This is a genomic window from Pseudarthrobacter cellobiosi (assembly GCF_023913815.1).
Taxonomy (GTDB): domain Bacteria; phylum Actinomycetota; class Actinomycetes; order Actinomycetales; family Micrococcaceae; genus Arthrobacter; species Arthrobacter cellobiosi.
This window is the reverse complement of the sequence record NZ_JAMXBK010000018.1, coordinates 168474-187502: the sequence shown is the minus strand read 5'-3', so window position 1 is coordinate 187502 and position 19029 is coordinate 168474. Positions and strand designations below refer to the sequence as shown.

At 66.6% G+C, this 19029-nt stretch carries 21 protein-coding genes and 1 riboswitch; of the genes, 11 read left to right on the top strand and 10 right to left on the bottom strand.

The annotated features are described in order from the left end of the window. Nucleotides 1–42 precede the first annotated feature (42 nt). A complete protein-coding gene (locus tag NG701_RS04680; protein ID WP_058929556.1) occupies nt 43–831 on the top strand; it encodes a DeoR/GlpR family DNA-binding transcription regulator in 789 nt (262 codons plus the stop codon). A gap of 17 nt (nt 832–848) precedes the next feature. On the opposite strand, the gene NG701_RS04675 is transcribed toward NG701_RS04680, so the two are convergent. Further along, the gene (locus NG701_RS04675; protein WP_252564947.1) at nt 849–1505 is read right to left on the bottom strand and encodes a histidine phosphatase family protein; all 657 of its coding nucleotides are present in this window, start codon (nt 1503–1505) and stop codon (nt 849–851) included. A gap of 170 nt (nt 1506–1675) precedes the next feature. On the opposite strand from NG701_RS04675, the gene NG701_RS04670 reads away from it, so the two are divergent. Further along, nucleotides 1676–2455 (top strand): CPBP family intramembrane glutamic endopeptidase, encoded by a 780-nt coding sequence (locus NG701_RS04670; RefSeq protein ID WP_252564945.1) that lies wholly within the window; start codon nt 1676–1678, stop codon nt 2453–2455. Nucleotides 2456–2580: 125 nt separating this feature from the next. Here NG701_RS04670 and NG701_RS04665 read toward each other — a convergent pair whose 3' ends face one another. Beyond that, nucleotides 2581–3219 (bottom strand): VOC family protein, encoded by a 639-nt coding sequence (locus NG701_RS04665; protein WP_185263043.1) that lies wholly within the window; start codon nt 3217–3219, stop codon nt 2581–2583. Nucleotides 3220–3422: 203 nt separating this feature from the next. Between NG701_RS04665 and NG701_RS04660 the strand changes: the two genes are divergently transcribed. Both NG701_RS04660 and metX read left to right on the top strand, forming a co-directional pair. Continuing rightward, nucleotides 3423–4775 carry a bifunctional o-acetylhomoserine/o-acetylserine sulfhydrylase gene (locus NG701_RS04660; protein ID WP_252564943.1) on the top strand — a complete coding sequence of 451 codons (1353 nt, stop codon included), beginning with the start codon at nt 3423–3425 and terminating at the stop codon, nt 4773–4775. 68 nt (nt 4776–4843) lie between these two features. Further along, nucleotides 4844–4958, top strand: a riboswitch (SAM riboswitch). A 12-nt stretch (nt 4959–4970) separates the two neighbouring features. Then, nucleotides 4971–6086, top strand: a complete 1116-nt coding sequence (gene metX / locus NG701_RS04655) for a homoserine O-acetyltransferase MetX (protein WP_252564941.1) — start codon at nt 4971–4973, stop codon at nt 6084–6086. An 84-nt stretch (nt 6087–6170) separates the two neighbouring features. On the opposite strand, the gene NG701_RS04650 is transcribed toward metX, so the two are convergent. The 5 genes from NG701_RS04650 to NG701_RS04630 all read right to left on the bottom strand — a co-directional run bounded on the left by NG701_RS04650 (nt 6171) and on the right by NG701_RS04630 (nt 8729). Next, a complete protein-coding gene (locus tag NG701_RS04650) occupies nt 6171–6701 on the bottom strand; it encodes a hypothetical protein (protein WP_252564940.1) in 531 nt (176 codons plus the stop codon). 32 nt (nt 6702–6733) lie between these two features. Then, on the bottom strand, nt 6734–7114 hold the full coding sequence (locus NG701_RS04645; RefSeq protein ID WP_252564938.1) for a DNA glycosylase AlkZ-like family protein: 381 nt from the start codon (nt 7112–7114) through the stop codon (nt 6734–6736). Further along, nucleotides 7107–7550 carry a DNA glycosylase AlkZ-like family protein gene (locus NG701_RS04640; protein WP_252564936.1) on the bottom strand — a complete coding sequence of 148 codons (444 nt, stop codon included), beginning with the start codon at nt 7548–7550 and terminating at the stop codon, nt 7107–7109. The genes NG701_RS04645 and NG701_RS04640 overlap by 8 nt, the downstream gene beginning before the upstream one ends. Nucleotides 7551–7562: 12 nt before the next feature. Continuing rightward, entirely contained in the window at nt 7563–7787 is a 225-nt protein-coding gene (locus NG701_RS04635) for a hypothetical protein (RefSeq protein ID WP_252564934.1), read from the bottom strand. A gap of 93 nt (nt 7788–7880) precedes the next feature. Beyond that, complete coding sequence (locus tag NG701_RS04630; protein ID WP_252564981.1) at nt 7881–8729, bottom strand: SGNH/GDSL hydrolase family protein; 849 nt, start codon at nt 8727–8729, stop codon at nt 7881–7883. 95 nt (nt 8730–8824) lie between these two features. On the opposite strand from NG701_RS04630, the gene NG701_RS04625 reads away from it, so the two are divergent. Beyond that, a complete protein-coding gene (locus NG701_RS04625) occupies nt 8825–9475 on the top strand; it encodes an alpha/beta hydrolase (protein WP_252564932.1) in 651 nt (216 codons plus the stop codon). An 82-nt stretch (nt 9476–9557) separates the two neighbouring features. On the opposite strand, the gene NG701_RS04620 is transcribed toward NG701_RS04625, so the two are convergent. After that, nucleotides 9558–9791: an RNA-binding S4 domain-containing protein gene (locus NG701_RS04620; protein WP_056348226.1), complete on the bottom strand. Its 234-nt coding sequence runs from the start codon at nt 9789–9791 to the stop codon at nt 9558–9560. A 33-nt stretch (nt 9792–9824) separates the two neighbouring features. Between NG701_RS04620 and NG701_RS04615 the strand changes: the two genes are divergently transcribed. The 3 genes from NG701_RS04615 (at nt 9825) to NG701_RS04605 (ending at nt 13392) form a co-directional block, all read left to right on the top strand. Beyond that, the gene (locus NG701_RS04615) at nt 9825–10847 is read left to right on the top strand and encodes a DMT family transporter (RefSeq protein WP_252564930.1); all 1023 of its coding nucleotides are present in this window, start codon (nt 9825–9827) and stop codon (nt 10845–10847) included. 128 nt (nt 10848–10975) lie between these two features. Then, nucleotides 10976–12361, top strand: a complete 1386-nt coding sequence (locus NG701_RS04610) for a glycine--tRNA ligase (protein WP_252564928.1) — start codon at nt 10976–10978, stop codon at nt 12359–12361. A gap of 2 nt (nt 12362–12363) precedes the next feature. Further along, the gene (locus NG701_RS04605; RefSeq protein WP_252564926.1) at nt 12364–13392 is read left to right on the top strand and encodes a GNAT family N-acetyltransferase; all 1029 of its coding nucleotides are present in this window, start codon (nt 12364–12366) and stop codon (nt 13390–13392) included. A 16-nt stretch (nt 13393–13408) separates the two neighbouring features. Here the strand turns inward: NG701_RS04605 and NG701_RS04600 are convergent, their stop codons facing one another. Both NG701_RS04600 and NG701_RS04595 read right to left on the bottom strand, forming a co-directional pair. Beyond that, on the bottom strand, nt 13409–14209 hold the full coding sequence (locus NG701_RS04600) for a DUF1295 domain-containing protein (protein ID WP_252564925.1): 801 nt from the start codon (nt 14207–14209) through the stop codon (nt 13409–13411). After that, entirely contained in the window at nt 14206–14946 is a 741-nt protein-coding gene (locus tag NG701_RS04595) for an alpha/beta hydrolase (protein WP_252564923.1), read from the bottom strand. The genes NG701_RS04600 and NG701_RS04595 overlap by 4 nt, the downstream gene beginning before the upstream one ends. Before the next feature lie 80 nt (nt 14947–15026). Here NG701_RS04595 and NG701_RS04590 point away from each other — a divergent pair, with 80 nt between their 5' ends. The 3 genes from NG701_RS04590 to NG701_RS04580 all read left to right on the top strand — a co-directional run bounded on the left by NG701_RS04590 (nt 15027) and on the right by NG701_RS04580 (nt 19027). Then, entirely contained in the window at nt 15027–16502 is a 1476-nt protein-coding gene (locus NG701_RS04590) for a YibE/F family protein (protein WP_252564921.1), read from the top strand. A gap of 64 nt (nt 16503–16566) precedes the next feature. After that, nucleotides 16567–17745: a tRNA dihydrouridine synthase DusB gene (gene dusB, locus NG701_RS04585; RefSeq protein WP_252564919.1), complete on the top strand. Its 1179-nt coding sequence runs from the start codon at nt 16567–16569 to the stop codon at nt 17743–17745. Next, the gene (locus NG701_RS04580) at nt 17729–19027 is read left to right on the top strand and encodes a deoxyguanosinetriphosphate triphosphohydrolase (RefSeq protein WP_252599980.1); all 1299 of its coding nucleotides are present in this window, start codon (nt 17729–17731) and stop codon (nt 19025–19027) included. The genes dusB and NG701_RS04580 overlap by 17 nt, the downstream gene beginning before the upstream one ends. Nucleotides 19028–19029: the final 2 nt, after the last annotated feature.

The window sequence follows — 19029 nt, the reverse complement described above, 5'->3', positions numbered from 1 at the left end:
TAACGTCATATTTTGGTGACTGTTTGACGCTGAGAGGCCCCCATGACCCGCACTGACCGCCTGACGGCCATCCTGGACATTCTCGCCAAGACCGGCCAGGTGGAGGTGGAGGAGATTGTCTCCCAGCTCGCGGTTTCGCCGGCCACGGCGCGGCGAGACCTGGACAGCCTGGCCAAGCGGCGGCTGCTGACCCGGACCCGGGGCGGGGCCACCACCGGCGCCCTGGCCTACGACCTCCCCGGGCGGTACAACCGTGACGACCACGCCGAAGCCAAGGAACAGATTGCCCAGGCGGCTTCGGCGCTGATTTTTCCCGGCGCGGTGATCGGGCTGTGCGGCGGCACCACCAGCACGGCCCTGGCGCAGATCCTGGCCACACGCGAGGACCTCAACGCTCCCGGCCACCAGTCCACCCTGACGGTGGTCACCAACGCCATCAACATCGCTGCGCAGTTGGCTGTCCGCCCCAACATCAAAGTCATGGTGACCGGCGGCATCCTGAACCCCCGCTCGTACGAACTCGTGGGACCGTACACCGACATCATCATGCAGAAAGTGGTCATGGACATCGCCTTCATCGGCGTGAACGGCATCGACCCCGAGGTCGGTCCCACCAACACGGGGGAGGGCGAAGCGTCCGTGAATGCCCTGCTGGCCAGCCGGGCCCGGATCTCGTATGTGCTGGCCGACTCCTCCAAGGTCGGTGTCAGAGCCTTCGCCACCATGGACGGCTACGCGTTCACCCGCCTGATCACTGACTCCGGGATATCCGCCGAGGACAAGGCCGCATTCGAAGCCAACGGGACCGAAGTGATCGTGGCCCCGCACTAAGGGACCGGCAACAATCCCTAAAAGATCACCGGCGGCGCGTCCAGGACGGTCTCGTCCACCCGGCGGTCCACCCATTGGCTGAACGGAATATCGAGTTCGTACTTGCCCAGGTCGGTGCGGTGAAGGGTCCGCACCGCGGCATTGTCCGGGTTGTTGAGTGATTCGAAATACTCCACCGACCAGTGGAACCAGCGCATACAGAACAGGCGCATGGTGAGCCCGTGGGTCACCAGCAAGGTGTTGGGGGCGTAGTCCGGCTTCGACCAGTGGCGGTACAGCGTCTCCATAAAGGATGAGATCCGGTCGTAAACGTCCGAGCCGGATTCGCCTTCCCGGAACCGGTAGAAGAAGTGGCCGTAGGCGTTGCGGAGTTCCTTCTGGTCCTCGATGTCGCCGGTGATCTGGAAATTGGCCCAGTCCTGCTCGCGTAGGCGCGGTTCTTCGATCACACGTTCCGTGAGATTGCCGAGGTTGAGTGCCTCCAGGGTCTGGTGCGCCCGAAGGTACGGGGATACGTAGACGCAGACCTGCCGGCCATCCAGCTCGCGGCGGATCCGTTCCCCGGCAACCGTGGCCTGCGCCAGGCCTTGGGGAGTCAGCGGAATCCGGTAGTCCGGGACCCTGTTGTAGATGGACGTATCGACATTGGCCGCGGACTGGCCGTGCCGGATCATGAAGATTTTCCCTGGCGCGCTCATAAGCCCCTAGCATAGGTGCCGCCGCATGGACGCTCTCTCACTTTTGGTAGGTTTTTGGCGGACGCTCTTTCACTTTTGGTGAGTCCCGGCGAGCTGGGACTCAGCCTAATCAGCGAAGAACCAGAAACTACAGGCAAGATGGAACCATGTTGGTTCCCTCCCGCCGTCGGCTGCGGATCGAAGTCTGGATTGTGCTGGGTCTTTCCCTGGGGCAGTCCGCCGTCTACTCGGTGGTGCAGCTGCTGGACAAGATGACGCGGGCCCCGCTGGCCGAAGGCACGTCCACGCTGAACCGGTCACAGAGCCCGCGCGAGTACTTCGACCTCACGTACCAGTTGCTGGACATCATTTTCGCCCTGGTGCCCGTGCTGCTGGTCATCTACTTCCTTACGGACCAGCGGCAGTCCGGCGCCGGCGTGGGCAGCCAGGGCAGTTCGGCGTTCCGGAAGCTGGGCTTCAACTTTGCCAGGCCGGGCCGCGACCTGCTGCAGGGACTCGGCCTTGCGGCGCTGATCGGGGTCCCGTCGCTGGGCCTCTACGCCGCGGGACGTGCCCTGGGGATCACCACGGCCATCATCCCCAGCGCACTCGACTCGTACTGGTGGACCGTTCCCGTCCTGATCCTGTCCGCGCTGCGGCACGCCGTGGTGGAGGAGGTTATCGTGGTGGGCTATCTCCTGGACCGCTTCGGCAAGTTCGGCTGGAGCATGCCGCTTGCCATCTTCGCCAGCTCGATGCTCCGCGGCAGCTACCACCTGTACCAGGGGTTTGGACCGTTCATCGGCAACGCGGTGATGGGTGTGGTGTTCGCCTGGCTTTACACCAGGACCAAGCGGGTGATGCCGCTGGTCATCGCGCATGCGCTGCTGGACATCGTGGCGTTCGTTGGCTTCAGCCTCTTTGGCCGGGCGGTGGGCCTGGGCTAGGACAGCCGCCGTGCCCGTGCGGCACGGGTGTACTTACCCAGGTCCGGCTTAAAGGGATTCGGCCGCCATCGGTGGGTGGCATCATTGGCACCCGCTGATGGCGGCCGAAGCTGTTGAACGTGCAATCAGATGGTGACTGCGCCCGTGGCGGTTTCGAAGGTCACCGACAGGATGCCCGGGGTTCCGTGCGGAGCCACCCAGTCAACGGCCACATCCTCCAGCGGCTTCTCGACGGGTTCACCCAGCCATTCCGTCACGCGGGCGGCGGAACCGGCGATGGTCAGGCAGCTCATCTTGACGTTGCTCTCATAGGCGTTGGACGGGTGCAGGGCGGGGTCGCCCTCCCACTTGAGCATGTACGGGACCTGTGGGTCCGCGATCAGGCCCAGGATGCCGATCTGCTTCCAGACCAGCTCGCGGCCGTCCGGGAACTTGCGGTTGCCGTTGACGGCAGCACGGCCCAGGCGGTCTTCGAACGGAGCGAGGTCGTCCACTTCGACGCACCAGCCCATCCAGCCGCCGCCGGCTTCGGACCGGGCCCGGACAGCCTGGCCGAAGGGAGCCTTGTCCGATGCCGGGTGGTTCAGGACCTCCACGACTTCCAGGTACTTGTGGCCGGCGAGGGGAATAATCATGTTCCGGGTTCCAAACCGGGGGTGCACGCCGCCCTTCACGGCTTCAACGCCGAGGGCGGACGAAATACGTTCGGTGGTGGCAACGAGGCCATCTTGTTCACAGGCGTAAGAGACGTGATCCATGCGCATGCCATCATCTTGGCACTTTGTGATCCGGCTCTCAGCTAAGGGTAGCCTTACCGGAATCTGTTGCGTCACGAGTGGACATTCCGCCGGAAAGCAGGAGAAGAGCGGCCGGCTGACCACGTTCGTCACAATCCTGTTCCCGTCAGGGAAAGTCTTCCTACACTGAACGCAACCGAGCAGTGCCACGCCACGTCAAGGAGCATTGAATGTCGAACGGATGGTCTTTCGAAACCCGCCAGATCCACGCTGGCCAGGAACCGGACAGCGCCACCGGCGCGCGGGCGCTCCCGATTTACCAGACGACGTCGTTCGTCTTCCCGAGTGCCGAAAGCGCCGCCAACCGGTTTGCCCTCGCGGAGCTCGCGCCGATCTACACCCGCATCGGCAACCCCACGCAGGATGCTGTGGAACAGCGGATTGCCAGCCTTGAGGGCGGGCTCGCTGGTCTGCTGCTGAGCTCGGGACAGGCCGCTGAAACCTTTGCCATCCTGAACATTGCCGAGGCCGGTGACCACGTCGTGGCCAGCCCCAGCCTGTACGGCGGGACCTATAATCTCCTGGCGCACACCCTCAGGAAGTTCGGCATCTCCGTCACGTTTGTGGCTGACCCGGACAACCTGGACCATTGGCGCGATGCCGTCCAGCCCAATACCAAGCTCTTCTTCGCCGAAGTGGTCTCCAACCCCCGCCAGGACGTGCTGGACATCGAGGGTGTGTCCCGGACCGCCCACGACGCCGGCGTGCCCCTCGTTGTGGACAACACGCTCTCCACGCCCTACCTCATCCGCCCGCTCGAATGGGGCGCGGACATTGTGGTCCACTCCGCCACCAAATACCTCGGCGGCCACGGCTCTGCCATTGCCGGTGTGATTGTGGACTCCGGCAACTTCGACTTCGGCGCGGACCCGGAACGGTTCCCGGGCTTCAACACCCCGGACCCCACCTACAACGGGCTGGTCTATGCCCGTGACCTCGGGGCAGCCGGAGCCCTTGGCGCCAACCTTTCCTACATCCTGAAAGCCCGCGTCCAGCTGCTGCGCGACCTCGGCTCGGCCGTGTCACCCTTCAACGCCTTCCTCATCGCCCAGGGGCTGGAAACGCTGAGCCTGCGGGTGCAGCGGCACGTTGCCAACGCCGTCGACGTCGCCCAGTGGCTTGAGGCAAGGGACGACGTCGAATCCGTCGCCTATGCGGGGCTGCCCTCCAGCCCCTGGTATGAGCGTGGCCGCAAATACGGCCCCAAGGGCACGGGTGCGGTGGTCGCGTTCAACCTGGCCGGCGGCGCAGAGGCCGGGAAACGCTTCGTGGATGCCCTGGAACTGCACTCCCATGTGGCCAACATCGGGGACGTCCGTTCACTGGTGATCCACCCGGCGTCAACCACGCACAGCCAGCTTTCGCCCGGGCAGCAGGCCATCGCCGGGGTCACTCCGGGACTCGTCCGCCTGTCCGTGGGCATCGAACACATTGATGACATCCTCGCCGACCTTGAGGCCGGCTTCCGGGCGGCCAAGGGCGCGGCGGACCCCAGCAAAGACGCGGCAGGCCAGCAGCAGTAGGGCTCCCGCAAAGTCACAACCAGTCACACGCTTAGCAATAGACCGGGGCTGTTCGTACACTCGAAGCAGGTCATGAGTGCCAGCGACAGCCCCGGCTTGCTGGCCGGCAACCCTCTTTTGCGGTGGGGTGCCCCGGGTGAGGACCTGGCCTGCCGGTCAATTGAGGGTGGGCAAGCGCATAGAAAAGGTCCTTCCATGACGATTACGATTTCCCGTACGGCAGCACCCGGAAACGGGGTGGTCCGTTACGCCAGCATCGGCGGACTTGAGCTCGAAGCGGGCGGTTACCTCCCGGAAGTCACCCTCGGCTATGAAACGTGGGGAACCCTCAACGCGGACGGCTCCAACGCCGTCCTGATTGAGCACGCCCTGACCGGAAGCACGCACGTGACCCGCGGCGACAGTGACGAGCCCGGCTGGTGGGAACAGCTGGCCGGGCCCGGTGCGCCGGTGGACACGGACCGGTTCTTTGTGGTCTCCATCAACATTGTGGGTGGCTGTTACGGCTCCACTGGGCCATCCTCGGTTGCCCCGGACGGCAAGCCTTGGGGGTCGCGATTCCCTTTGGTAACGCTGCGGGACACGACGGCGGCTGAGGCCAGGCTGGCTGACCAGCTGGGCATCCCGAGCTGGTACGCCGTGCTGGGCGGCTCCATGGGTGGCGCGCGGGCCCTGGAATGGGCGGTCACCTACCCGGAACGGGTCCAGCGGTGCGCCGTTATCTCGATCGGTGCCGCCAGCACGGCCGAACAGATCGCGTTCGCCCAGGCGCAGACGCTCGCCATCCGCCAGGACAGCAATTTTAACGACGGCGACTACTACGGCGGTCCGCTGCCGGAGGACGGACTGGCCCTGGCGCGGCGCATTGCGCACATCACCTACCGCTCCGCCGAGGAATTCCATGGCCGCTTCGGACGATCGGCCCAGCACCCGGAATCGCCGTTTCAGGCGGCAGCGCTGGGGGAGCGGGGCCGCTACCAGGTGGAAAGCTACCTGGACCACCAGGGCAAAAAGCTGGTGCGGCGCTTTGATGCCAACAGCTACATCGCCATCACCGACGCCCTGATGAGCCACGACGTCTGCCGTGGGCGGGGTTCACTGAACGAGGCCTTGGGCCGGGCCACCGCCAGGTTCTTCGTGGCTGCCGTGGACAGCGACCGGCTGTACTTCCCGTCCCAGTCCCGCGAGCTGGCTGACGCGCTCCCGGGCGACGTGGACGTGCACGTTATTGAGGCCCCGATCGGCCACGACGGCTTCCTGACCGAGATCGGCCAGCTCGGCGTCCAGCTCCGGAACACCTTCCTCGTCTAAGCGCAAGCACCGCCCTTATGCGCGAGAGGACACTTGAGGCCCTGGAATCAGGGCCACAAGTGTTCGTTCGCGCTGACTAAGGGATCAGCCGTTCATGATTTCGGAGCGGCGCTTCATGTAGTCCTCCATGGCCAGCTCGCCGTTGCTGTACTGCTGGTCGAGTTCGGCCAGCTTCCGGGCACGGTATCCCTGCGGGCCCGACGGCGGCAGGGGAATGCCGGGGGCGGCAGGCTGCTGCGGTGCTTCCGCGCGCTGCTCCGGCACCGGCTGGCCGTTGGGTTGCGGCTGACCGTACGGCGGGAACTGCTGATCCGCAGAAGGAATCGGCTGCATGGGCGGCAACGGCTGGCTCGGCGGCAGGGGCTGCGGGCTCATGATCTGCCGGAAGCCGCCACTCATGTAGTCCTGCTGCGTGTAGCCGTCACGGGGCTGTTTGTTCTGCGGCTCCGGGTACTGATCGCTGCCGGGGTACTGCCCGCCGCCTGGAAACTGCTCGGGGTAGCGCCCGGAAAAGCTCTGCTCCTGGTTCCGTTTGTTCACGGATTTCCGGTACATCCGCATCGCCATCGGTATTACGAACGACAGAATGATGATCCAGAAAAACAAGCTGTTCACGGTGTAGCGCCTCTCATATGTGTCCTTCCAGCTTAACCCCGGAGCCCACGTGCGCGGCCGGGATCCCCAGGAAGGCCCCGTACCGGTCCACGGCGTCCTGCACCGCCGCGTCCAGTACCGGGTCCGCGGCAGCGGACAAGCCGGATATCCAGCTCACAGCGGCCGGAGAACATGGTGTGCCGCCAGCAGCCGGCCATCCGCCCGTCCAGCAGCACCACATGTATCGGATCCCCGGCGACCGGGAACGCCGGAGCGCTGCCGCACAGATAGTGCCGCGTTGCGGAATAGCCCATCACGTATTCGTCGTAGCACTGGATCAGGTCGATCCGCGGTCCGGACGCCGGTGTGGCATTGCCGCCATCCGCCCCGCCCTCCGTGCCGGCGTCGAAGTAATGCTCGACGCCGTCAATCACCGCCGTTGCCAGCGTTTCGGGAGCAGCCGCCAGGGTCTGTTGAAGGCCGAGCCGCACGTCGGCCAAAAAGGGCGTAGGTCTGCTTCAGGGCCCCGCCCCGGCTGCGCACCGGAGACCCGCTGGTCAGGATTCCGCTGATCTCGGCGTGCATGATCATGTAGGCCATCCCGAAGCCGGTGGCCCCGAACCCTTCGTCCTGCAGCCGCGCGGCCAGCTGTTCGCGGGTCAGGTGTGACCCGCCCCGGACGGCTTCGGCCAGGACCTGTCCGCTCCGGTCAGCGGCGGCGGCATCAATCCCCGTCTGCCGGTACATGCCCGCGTTGCCCTGGTGAAGCCGCGGCGCGGACAAGGCCGTCAGCCAGCGAAGATCCTCGCGGTGCACAAAATGCCAGGTGGGCCGCAGGATATGGGTGCGCAGGATGCGCCCGTCGGACACCGCCTCCTCCACTTACGCGGCGGTGGCCACCGCAGCCTCGGCAGCAACCCGATGAGACTGGGCCCCGACGGCAGCTCCAAGACTGCCGGTCCTTTGCGCCAGGCTCCAGCGGGCGTAAGGAAACTCCTGCGCCTGGACCGCCAGCAAGTGCCGGACGGCGTCCTCCGGGGAGCCCAGGCCGGGCCCGCGCAGCCGTTGGGCGTGAAGCCGCCGCCGCACCACCTCATCCGGATCCATGCCTGTCCGGGGGAGCTGTCACTGGCTCACGCCGTGCCGCCGCTCACGCCGTGCCGCCGCTCACGCCGTGCCGCCGCTCACGCCGTGCCGCCGCTAGCGCCGGGCGTCGATGGTACCCAGGGGCCCCTCGCCGGATCCCAACGGAACGCCCGGGCCGAACACAGGGCCCGGCGTCGGACGCTTTGCGGTGATTCCGTCGCCGGAGGAGCGGTGGCGCAGCCGCCGCACCACCCACGGGACAAAATACTCGCGGGCCCACACCAGGTCTTCGGAGCGGGCTGCCCGCCACGTGCGGGCGGGCAAGGGCTTGGGCCGGAGCGGCTCAAGCGTGTGGTTCAAGTTCAGCGATTCCAGCACCATGGCGGCGATGGTGTGGTGTCCCAGCGGCGAAAAATGCAGGCGGTCCTCGTCCCACATCTGCGGATCGTTCAGCTGCTTGAGCGACCACATGTCGGCGATGATGGCGTCATGGCGCGCGGCCACCGTGCGGAGGTTCTCGTTGTAGATGGCCACCTTGCTGCGGATCCGTCCCAGGACCGAGGAACCGGTATCCGGACCGTTGAACAGCACCACCGTGGCACCGCCCATGGCCAGGATCTGGACCACGGAATCAAGTTTTTCGGCGAGGGCGTCGGGGTCGCCGCCGGGCCTGATGAGATCGTTGCCGCCGGCGGAAAGGGTTATCAGGTCCGGCTTAAGCGCCAGGCACGGAGCGAGTTGCTGGTCCACGATCTGCTGCAGCAGCCGGCCGCGGACGGCCAGGTTGGCATAGGCGAAGTCCGCTTGGCCCCTGCCCAGTTCCTCGGCCACCCGGTCCGCCCAGCCGCGGAAGCCGCCGGGGCTTGTTGGTTCGGGGTCGCCGATGCCCTCGGTGAACGAATCTCCCATCGCCACGTAGCGGCTCCAGGGATGGGCTTCCGTGGCCCTGGGCGGGCTCTGCATGGCTTTTGCTTCATTCACGGTCCTATCCTGCCTCCTTGCTCACAAGCTACGCCACCGTAGGTAGTTACCGCCGGGTAACTGTAAGAATGGAAACCATGACTGACGCCCAAGTATTTCCCGCCCCCGTTGTTCTGTGGTCCCGGCCGGAGGACCAGCGCGCCGGAAAGCCGCTGCTGGTGCTGCTCCACGGCTACGGCGCCAACGAACAGGACCTCCTGAGCCTGGCGGATATGCTTCCCGAAGATTTTGTTGTTGCCTCACTCCGGGCGCCATTGGCCACGGGCCCCGGCTTTATGTGGTTCCCCCTGACGGCCTCCATCGAGTACACGCTCGACGCCGTCAAGGCTGGAGCCGGTTATGTGCAGGACTGGATTGACACCGTCAAAGCCGACCACCCGTCGGTGACGCTGCTCGGCTTTTCCATGGGAATGGCCATGGCCACCACGCTGCTCCGGCAGCGCCCCGCTGACTACGCCGCCGTCGTCGGGCTTTCCGGTTTTGTGGTCAACGCGGACGGGGACCCCACCTTCAAGGATGGCGACCTGGACGGTACAGTGCCGCTCTTCTGGGGCCGGGACCAGCAGGACCCCGTGATCACGCCCGACAAGATCGACTACACCATGGGCTGGGTGCGTGGGCATGTCAAGCTCACCAAGGTGCTCTACACGGGCATGTGGCACGGCATCAACCAGCAGGAAATCGGGCACGTCTCCGAGTTCCTGACGCACGAGGTGCTGAACAAATAAGCGTACGACGGCGGCCGGCGGCACAGTGCCGCCGGCCGCTTACGCTGTCCACGCCGCCTGAGGCTGAGTCAGGCCTGTTAAATCAGGCTTCCGGGGCCACTACCTGCACGGTTTGCCCGTTGACGGTGACGGTGTCGCCGTTGTGCAGCTGGCGTCCGCGGCGGTCATCGATCTCGCCGTTGACCTTGACGAGTCCGTTCTTGATCAGCTCAGCGGCTTCCACGCCGTCCTCCACCAGGCTGGCGAGCTTCAGGAGCTGGCCAAGACGGATCATGCTGTCGCGGATGGGGATCTCTTGAATGTCCTGGTTGCTCATACAAGTAATAATGCCTGACGTAAGGTGAATCCGATGACCCACACCCCACGGCTGCCGCGGTTCGCGGGGCTCCCGCTGGCCGTCGGCGCGGGACTGGCCATTCCCGTCCAGGGCCGGATCAACGGCGCCCTCGGCGTCCGGCTCAACGACGGCATCGCCGCGGCCGTGGTGGGTTTCAGCACCGGCCTGGTGGTGATGATGCTGATCTCCCTGATCCTGCCCAGCGGCCGCGCCGGTCTGGCCAGGATCCTGCCGGCGGTCCGGACCCGGGCTTTCCCGCCCGTGTACGTGCTGGCCGGCGGCATTGGTGCCCTTTTTGTCTTCGCGCAGTCCTTCACCGTGGGCATCCTGGGCGTGGCGCTGTTTACCGTGGCCGCCGTGACCGGGCAGACGCTGAGCGGGCTGCTGGTGGACCGGCTGGGCATCGGACCTGCCGGCAAGAGGGCCGTGACTCCCATGCGGATCATCGGGTGCGTGCTGACCGTCGCCGCCGTGGCGTGGGCGGTTTCGCCGCGGCTGGCCGGCTCCCCGGGCTCCCCGGGCTCCCCGGGCGCTCCCGCGGACGGAGCGGGCGGGCTGGAAACCTTGATTCTGCCGTTGATCCTCCCGGTCCTGGCCGGGTTCCTGATGAGCTTCCAACAGGCGATGAACGGGACGGCCACAGTCCACTACGGATCGCCCGTCGCCGCCACGCTGGTGAACTTCGTGGCCGGCTCGGTGTTCCTGTGGATTGCCTTGGCCGTCAAGGTGGCAGTTTTTGGGCCGGGCAATCCGTTGCCGGCCGAGTGGTGGTACTACCTGGGCGGGCCCATGGGCTGCGTGTTCATCGGCCTGGGTGCGCTGCTGGTCCGCAGCCTGGGCGTGCTGGTCACCGGGCTCGGCATGATCGCCGGACAGCTCCTTGGCTCCCTGGGGCTGGACCTCGTGGTGCCGGCCCCCGGGAGCATCGTGGCCCCGGCCACCGTCCTGGGCACAGTGCTGACGCTGGCCGCCATCATCCTGGCCACACTGCCGTGGCCGCGGGGCGCCTTCCGGAGGCAGCGGCCGGTAGGCTAGGACACGCAGTTCTCTGCATCTTGTTCCTTCGCCCGCCCCGCCCGCACCCAGCGGTGAAGCACCCACGTGCAGCGGGGCCAGATACCCGCGGACCGCACCCAGCGGCCCTGTAGAAATTGGAGTCCACCATGGCAGCAAAATCCGTACTCGACCAGGTCATTTCCCTTTCCAAGCGAAGGGGTTTTGTGTTCCAGGCCGGTGAAATCTACGGAGGCTCCCGCTCTGCCTGGGACTACGGACCCCTCGGCGCTGAGCTGAAGGAAAACATCAAGCGCCAGTGGTGGCAGTCCATGGTCCGCGGCCGCGAGGACGTGGTGGGCCTGGATTCCTCCGTCATCCTGCCCCGCCAGGTATGGGAAGCCTCCGGCCACGTTGACGTCTTCTCCGACCCGCTGGTTGAGTGCCTTTCCTGCCACAAGCGCTACCGCGCGGACCACCTCGAGGAAGAGTACGAGGAAAAGAAGGGCCGCCCCGCCGAGAACGGACTGAAGGACATTGCCTGCGTCAACTGCGGCACCCGCGGCGAATGGACCGAACCCCAGGAATTCTCCGGCCTGCTCAAGACCTTCCTCGGCCCGGTGGCCAGCGAGGAAGGCATGCACTACCTGCGCCCGGAAACGGCCCAGGGCATTTTTGTGAACTTCAGCAACGTGCTCACCACGTCCCGCAAGAAGCCGCCGTTCGGCATCGGCCAGATCGGCAAGTCCTTCCGCAACGAGATCACACCCGGCAACTTCATCTTCCGCACCCGTGAGTTCGAGCAGATGGAAATGGAATTCTTCGTCGAGCCCGGCACGGACGAAGAGTGGCACCAGTACTGGATGAAAGAGCGCATGTCCTGGTACACCAGCCTGGGCATCCGGGAAGAGAACCTGCGCTTCTTCGAACACCCGCTGGAAAAGCTGAGCCACTACTCCAAGGGCACCACGGACATCGAATACCGCTTCGGCTTCCAGGGTTCCGAATGGGGCGAGCTCGAAGGCATCGCCAACCGCACGGACTTCGACCTCTCCACGCACTCCAAGGCTTCCGGCCAGGACCTGAGCTACTTCAATCAGGCCACCAACGAGCGCTACACCCCGTACGTGATCGAGCCGGCCGCGGGCCTGACCCGTTCCTTCATGGCGTTCCTGGTGGACGCGTACACCGAAGACGAGGCACCCAACGCCAAGGGCGGCGTCGACGTCCGTACCGTCCTGCGGCTTGACCCGCGCCTGGCCCCCGTCAAGGCTGCGGTGCTGCCGTTGAGCCGCAACGAGGACCTCTCGCCGAAGGCCAAAGACCTGGGCGCGCAGCTGCGCAAGAACTGGAACATCGACTTCGATGACGCCGGCGCGATCGGCCGCCGCTACCGCCGCCAGGACGAGATCGGCACCCCGTTCTGCATCACCGTGGACTTCGACACCCTCGAGGACCAAGCCGTGACCATCCGTGAACGCGACACCATGAGCCAGGAACGCGTCTCGCTGGACAAGGTGGAAGGCTACCTGGCCGCCCGCCTGATCGGCGCCTGAGAATGGCCATCGAATACCGCGAATGGCTTGAGGGCGATGACCTGACGCTGCTGGAAATCTGGGGCGGCCCGGAGACCGAACAGGCCAGGCAGTTCCGCGGTGCCCTGGCCGTCTCCTCGCCCGGCACGGACGGCACCCCCTGGCGCCGCTGCATCGTGGCCGAGGACGTCATTGACGGCGTTGGCATTCCGGTGGCGGCGGGCGTGGTCTACGAGGCTTCGCTGCACCCGGAGCGGCTGTGGACCTACATCGAGGTGGCGCGCGATCATCGCCGCGCCGGCATCGGTGCCACGCTCCTGACCATGCTGCGCCGCGAAGCCGAGCAGGCGCCGTCGGGCGTTGCCAGGCTGCGGGCGAAGGTGCAGCCGGGCACTCCGGGGGCCGCGTTCGCCGAGGCGTTCGGGCTCGCGCCCATCCAGCGTTCCCGGCTGGTGGTGGTGGAGCCGGGCGCCCTGAAGCTGCCCGTATTCCCCGCGAAGAACGACGGCGGCGGGCCGGCCAACGACGAAAACGCCGGTTCCGACGTCGTGATGGATCTCGCTACCGGCTCGGTTGAGCTGACCGACGTCGTGGGGCGGTATTACACGTCCATCCATGGCTGGGATTCGCCGGGCGTGCTGTCGGTGGGGCAAGTGCAGAAGCTGTTCTTGGATGACCTCACCGGCGCCCACGGTGCGCTTGTGCTGCGCGCCGAGCCGGAATCCGCCTTTGGCGCCGGGGTTTCCCCCAGCAAGAAGGGCCGGATCCGCGCCTTTGCGGTGAGTTATGCGGAGGCAGCCCAGGACCCGGGGGCGGACGCTTCGGCCCAGGGCGCGAAGGCCACGGATGTGTTTGTGGGCCACGAACCCGCGCTGGAAGCGGACGACGCCGCAGCCGCCGTCCGTGACCTGCTCTCGCTCCTCGCGTACCAGCACCCGGTCATGCTGGAACTGGACGATTCGATGACGGCGCTGCGTGCCGCCGTCGAGCCCTTGCTGGAAGCCGGCAAAGCGCGCCAGGCCGGCGCCGAAACGCTGATCGTCTCGGACTGACCCCACCCGGGGGAGGTCACCGGCGTTTGGGCGGCCACGGGATGAAGCCGCTGGTCCCCTCAACATATTCCCGGTAACCGGGCCGCCCGGACATCGCCTTTTCCGTCAGGGGCTTCCCGGTCTTCCCGGCGAGCGTCCACACCATCAGGGCCGGTGACAGGATAGTCAGGACGCCCGGCCACGAGTCTGCGGCGATCAGGAAAAGCCCCGTCCAGATGGCCGCATCGCCGAAATAGTTGGGATGCCGGGTGTACCGCCACAAACCGGTATCCAGCACCGTGCCGTGGCGGGCCGGATCCTTCTTGAACCGGGCCAGCTGCCAGTCGCCCACGGTCTCGAACACAAACCCCGTCATCCACAGCAGGACGCCGAGCACGGCCACCCAAGCCACAGGCCCGGTGGCGAACATCCCCACCTGCAGCGTCAGGGACACAAAAAACATAACCACGCCCTGCGGCAGGTAGACACGGCGGAGCGCAAACGCGTTCCTGGATCCGGGCGCCGGGTCCAGCAGGGCCTTGTAGCGCGGGTCTTCATGTCCGTCGCGCGCCCGCCAGCCAATATGGCCGCCCAGCCGCAACCCCCAGACCGCCGTCAGCAGAAGCAACAAGGCGCGGCGGGTGTCATCGCCCGATCCGGCAGACAGGAACCAGGACACCACGGCCACCGCAACGAAGCCGGGGCCCCACGCGATGTCCATCACCGAGTGCCGGCCCTGCCGGACGGCCACGCCAAACGTCAGCGCCAGGACCGCCAGGACTGCCAGTGCTGTCCAGGGCAACGACGCGGCGAACGCCGGCCAGGGAAAAGAGCTCACAGGGCCACCTCAGCGGCGGACCCGGGCACCAGCCCAGCCAGCTTGCTCGAGGCCTGGTGCGTGAATCCGGTGCGCAGAGCGAAAGCCTTCATCACAAAACCGGTGGCCAACGTGTGCCACAGCCGGCCGCGGCGCACCATAAAATGCCCGGAACCGCGCAGCGAAACATACTGTATGGAGGCTGCTGTCCCGGTGGCTCGGCGCGCAAACGCCAAGGACTGGGACGGGCTGGTCATATGGTCTCCCGTGCCGTGGACAATCAGGACCTTGCGTCCGGCGAGCGGCGTGGCGGGTGTCTCCGGGCTGAGCCACGGGGCCAGCGCCACCACGGCGTCCACCTGAGGATGGTCCGCGGCGGTCACGGCGGTGAGGCCGCCCATGGAATGCCCCACCAGATACACGGGAACCCTAGGGTGCTGCGCACTGATTTGCTGGAGGGCCCAGCGGGCATCCTGCAGTGCGGACCTGTCCGGCCCGTTCCAGCCACGCACGCTGTTCCGCAGGGACCACACCGCCAGCCCGTGGTCCTTCCCGGCACGGTGCAGGTGACGGGCGAACGTGACCATGCGCAGCGGGCTCAGGTGGCGGGCCTCCACGGGCTCAAAGCTGTGTGCCTTGCCCCCGTGCAGGACCAGGGCGACGCCCCGCGTTGTCCCGGGGGCCGCCAGCACAGTGAGTGCCGCCTCCCGCCTCGCAGCAGGTTCGTTGGTGTGGAATTCAGTCCTGCGGTCCGTCACGCGTGGTTCCTCTCGGTTCCTGCCATTTACCAACCCTAAGGCGCCGGACGTAGAGTTCAAGGTATGAGGTTCAACTGCTGATGGGCTCCGGTCACACCCACGTTTCAACAGATCATTCGGAGCCGACGGCCCAGGCGATTGCTGCCCGCCGGAAGGCAAACCGCATCCTGGCCGCGGTGCTGGTGCCGCTGACTCTTCTGACCCTGGCGGGCATGGCCGTGCTGTGGCCGTCCGGGTCCAAGGACGGCATCTCCCTCGCCAACCCCTATTCGGCGGCGCCCGGCGTCACCTTCGATACGGGCAAGATCCAGAGCGTCGTGGAAGAAAGCTGCATGCAGGGCTCCACCGCCCCCGGCCAATCCTCGGACACCAGCGGCCAGCCCGCCCCCGCCGGCTCCGACTGCATGTTTGCCTTCACGGAACCGGACCAGGGCGGCAGTCCCGTCAAAGTGGTGATCAATCCCGACGTCGCCAAGTCCCATGGCGTGAAGCCGGGGGACCAGATCAGGTACCTGAACCTTTCCAACGCCCAGGGCGCCGCGGCGTCGCAGGGGTCTCCGGCCTACATCTTTGTTGACTTCGTCCGGACCCTTCCCATCGTGATCCTGGCGCTCCTCTATGCCCTGGTGGTCATCGCGGTGGCGCGCTGGCGCGGATTCCGGGCGCTGCTGGGGCTAGTGGGCGCGTATTTCGTCCTTGCCGGCTTTATGTTGCCCGGGCTGGTGGAGGGCAAACCTCCGCTGCTGCTGGCCCTGGTGGGGTCAACGGTGATCATGATCGGGGTCCTGTATTTTGCCCACGGCTTCTCCGCCAGGACATCAACGGCGCTGCTGGGCACCATGTTCGGCCTGGCCATCACGGCGCTGTTGGCGGCCTGGGCCACCGACGCCGCCAACCTCGCCGGAGTGGGCAGCCATGACGCCACCACCCTGATCAATACCTCGGCCAACATCTCCATTTCCGGGGTGATCCTGTGCGGCCTCATCATCTCCGGCCTTGGTGTCCTGAACGACGTCACCATTACGCAATCGTCCGCCGTCTGGGAACTCTATGAGTTGGCTCCCGGCACCAGCGCCCGCAAGCTCTTCACCTCCGCCATGCGGATCGGCCGGGACCACATCGCCTCCACGGTCTACACCATCGCGTTCGCCTACGCCGGCGCAGCCCTGCCCATCCTGATCATTGTGATGCTGTACGACCGGCCGCTGGGGGACACCCTGACCAGCGCCGAACTGTCCGAAGAAGTCATCCGCACGCTCGTTGGCTCCATAGGCCTGGTCCTCGCCATTCCCGTGACCACTCTGATCGCCGTGCTGGTGGTCAAGGCCACCGGCGTCCGGACGGCCGGACAGGTCGCCGTCGGCGTCCCGGACGGAGACCGCCGCCCCGACGGCACCTCGGGCGCCGCCGCCATCAACGCGGACGACGTCGACGATACCGGTGCGCTCGCGGCGGCCGCGTTCGAGAGGCGGTCACGGCAGTCCACGGAAGGTTCCGACGATCCCGCCACCACCCGGAGGGGACGCCGGGCAGACCGCGGCTGGACGGGCAGCTGAACGACGCCAGGGGACCCAAATGGGCCCGGCGCGCCGATTTGCCCGCCTTTGCGACAATGGACAGGTGACTGTTACCGCAACGCCTCCCGCCCCCAAGCTGGAACTCCCGCCCCTGAAGCTGGGCCCCATCACGGTGGACACCCCCGTGATCCTGGCTCCGATGGCGGGCATCACCAACTCCGCTTTTCGTCGTTTGTGCCGTGAATACGGCGGCGGCCTGTACGTTGCGGAGATGGTCACCTCCCGCGCCCTCGTTGAACGCACGCCCGAATCACTGCGCATCATCTCGCACGACGACGACGAAAAAGTCCGCTCCGTCCAGCTGTACGGCGTGGACCCCGTCACGGTGGGCCAGGCAGTGCGAATGCTCGTCGAAGAGGACCGCGCAGACCACATTGACCTGAACTTCGGCTGCCCCGTTCCCAAGGTGACCCGGCGCGGTGGCGGCTCCGCCCTGCCTTGGAAGATCGACCTCTTCACCTCGATCGTCCAGACCGCGGTCAACGAAGCGTCCAAGGGCAATGTCCCGCTCACCATTAAAATGCGCAAGGGCATCGACGATGACCACCTGACGTACCTCGACGCCGGCCGGATCGCCCGCGATGCCGGGGTCGCCGCCGTCGCGCTTCACGGCCGCACCGCGGCGCAGTTCTACTCCGGCCAGGCCGACTGGACCGCGATCGCCCGCCTGCGCGAAGCCCTGCCGGACATTCCCGTCCTGGGCAACGGCGACATCTGGTCCGCGGAGGACGCTGTCCGGATGGTCCGGGAAACCGGTGTGGACGGTGTAGTGGTGGGCCGCGGCTGCCAGGGACGCCCGTGGCTGTTCGGTGACCTCATGGCGGCCTTCGAAGGAAGCGACAAACGCTACACGCCGGACTTGGGCAAGGTGGCCGAGAGCGTCTTCCGGCATGCCGAGCTGATGGTTGAGACCTTTGGCGATGAAGGCAAAGCGCTCCGGGAGATCCGCAAGCACATGGCCTGGTATTTCAAGGGCTACGTGGTGGGCAGTGAACTGCGGACCAAACTGGCCATGGTGACCAGCCTCGAGGTGCTGCGCGACACGCTGGACCAGCTGGACCTGGGCTCGCCGTACCCCGGCGTGGATGCCGAGGGCCCGCGCGGCCGCGCAGGCTCGCCCAAGAAGCCGGCGCTGCCCAAGGACTGGCTGGAATCCCGTGCCCTGAACGCCGCGCAGTCCCAGGACATCTCCGCCGCGGAACTGGATGTTTCCGGTGGCTGAAACGCGCACTACGGCACAGGCCCTGCCGGGCTACGAGGCCCACGATTCCGCCCGCTGGGTGGAGGAACCGCCCAAAAACAACTACCGCTCCGACTTTGAGCGGGACCGCGCCCGGGTGCTGCACTCGTCCGCCCTGCGCCGCCTCGGAGCGAAAACGCAGGTAGTTGCCCCGGACACCGACGACTTCGTCCGCACCCGCCTGACCCACAGCCTCGAGGTTGCCCAGGTGGGACGGGAACTGGGCCGCGCCCTGGGCTGCGACCCGGACGTGGTGGACACCGCCTGCCTGAGCCATGACCTGGGGCACCCGCCCTTCGGGCACAACGGCGAGTCCGCCCTGAACGAGGTGGCCCATGCCATCGGCGGCTTCGAAGGCAACGCCCAGACCCTCCGGCTCCTCACCCGGCTGGAGCCCAAGGTCCTGGCCACCGACGGGCGCCCGGCCGGCCTGAACCTCACGAGGGCCAGCCTGGATGCGGCGGCGAAATACCCTTGGTCCGCGCTGAACGCGCCGGTGATCCACGGCCAGCGCACCAGCAAGTTCGGCGCCTACGAGGACGATCTGCCCATCTTCAACTGGATCAGGGAGGGTGCGCCGGAACGCCGCTCGTGCCTGGAGGCGCAGGTTATGGACCTGGCCGACGACATTTCCTATTCCGTGCACGACGTCGAGGACGCGATCGTGGCCGGGCACTTCCAGCTGCGCTGGATGGACAACCCGGACCACCGGGCCCGTGTGGTGGGCTACGCCAAGCAGTGGTACCTCCCGCACAACGACCCCGCCGCGATCGATGCCGCCCTGGCCCGGTTGGAAGCCACCGACGTGTGGGTCCGCGAGGCCGACGGCAGCCGCAAGTCTATGGCCGCCCTGAAGAACATGACCAGCCAGCTGATCGGCCGGTTCTGCCAGAGCGCCCTGGAGGCCACGCGTGCTGTCTACGGCCCGGAAAACCTCACGCGGTACAGCGCTGAGCTGATGGTCCCGGACGAGACGGTTATGGAGATCGCGGTCATGAAGGGCCTGGCCACCACGTTTGTGATGACCACCGAACACCGCCAGCCCATCTACGAGCGCCAGCGCGAGGTGCTGCACGCCCTGGTCACCGCCCTGAACGCCACGGGGGACCGCCACCTGGAGCCGATGTTCGCGGCTGACTGGCGGGACGCGCCCGACGACGGCGCACGGCTCAGGGTGGTCATCGACCAGGTGGCGTCGCTGACAGACGGCTCGGCGCTGGCAATGTACGAACGGCTCGTGGGGAGCCTTCCCTCGCTGTGGTGACG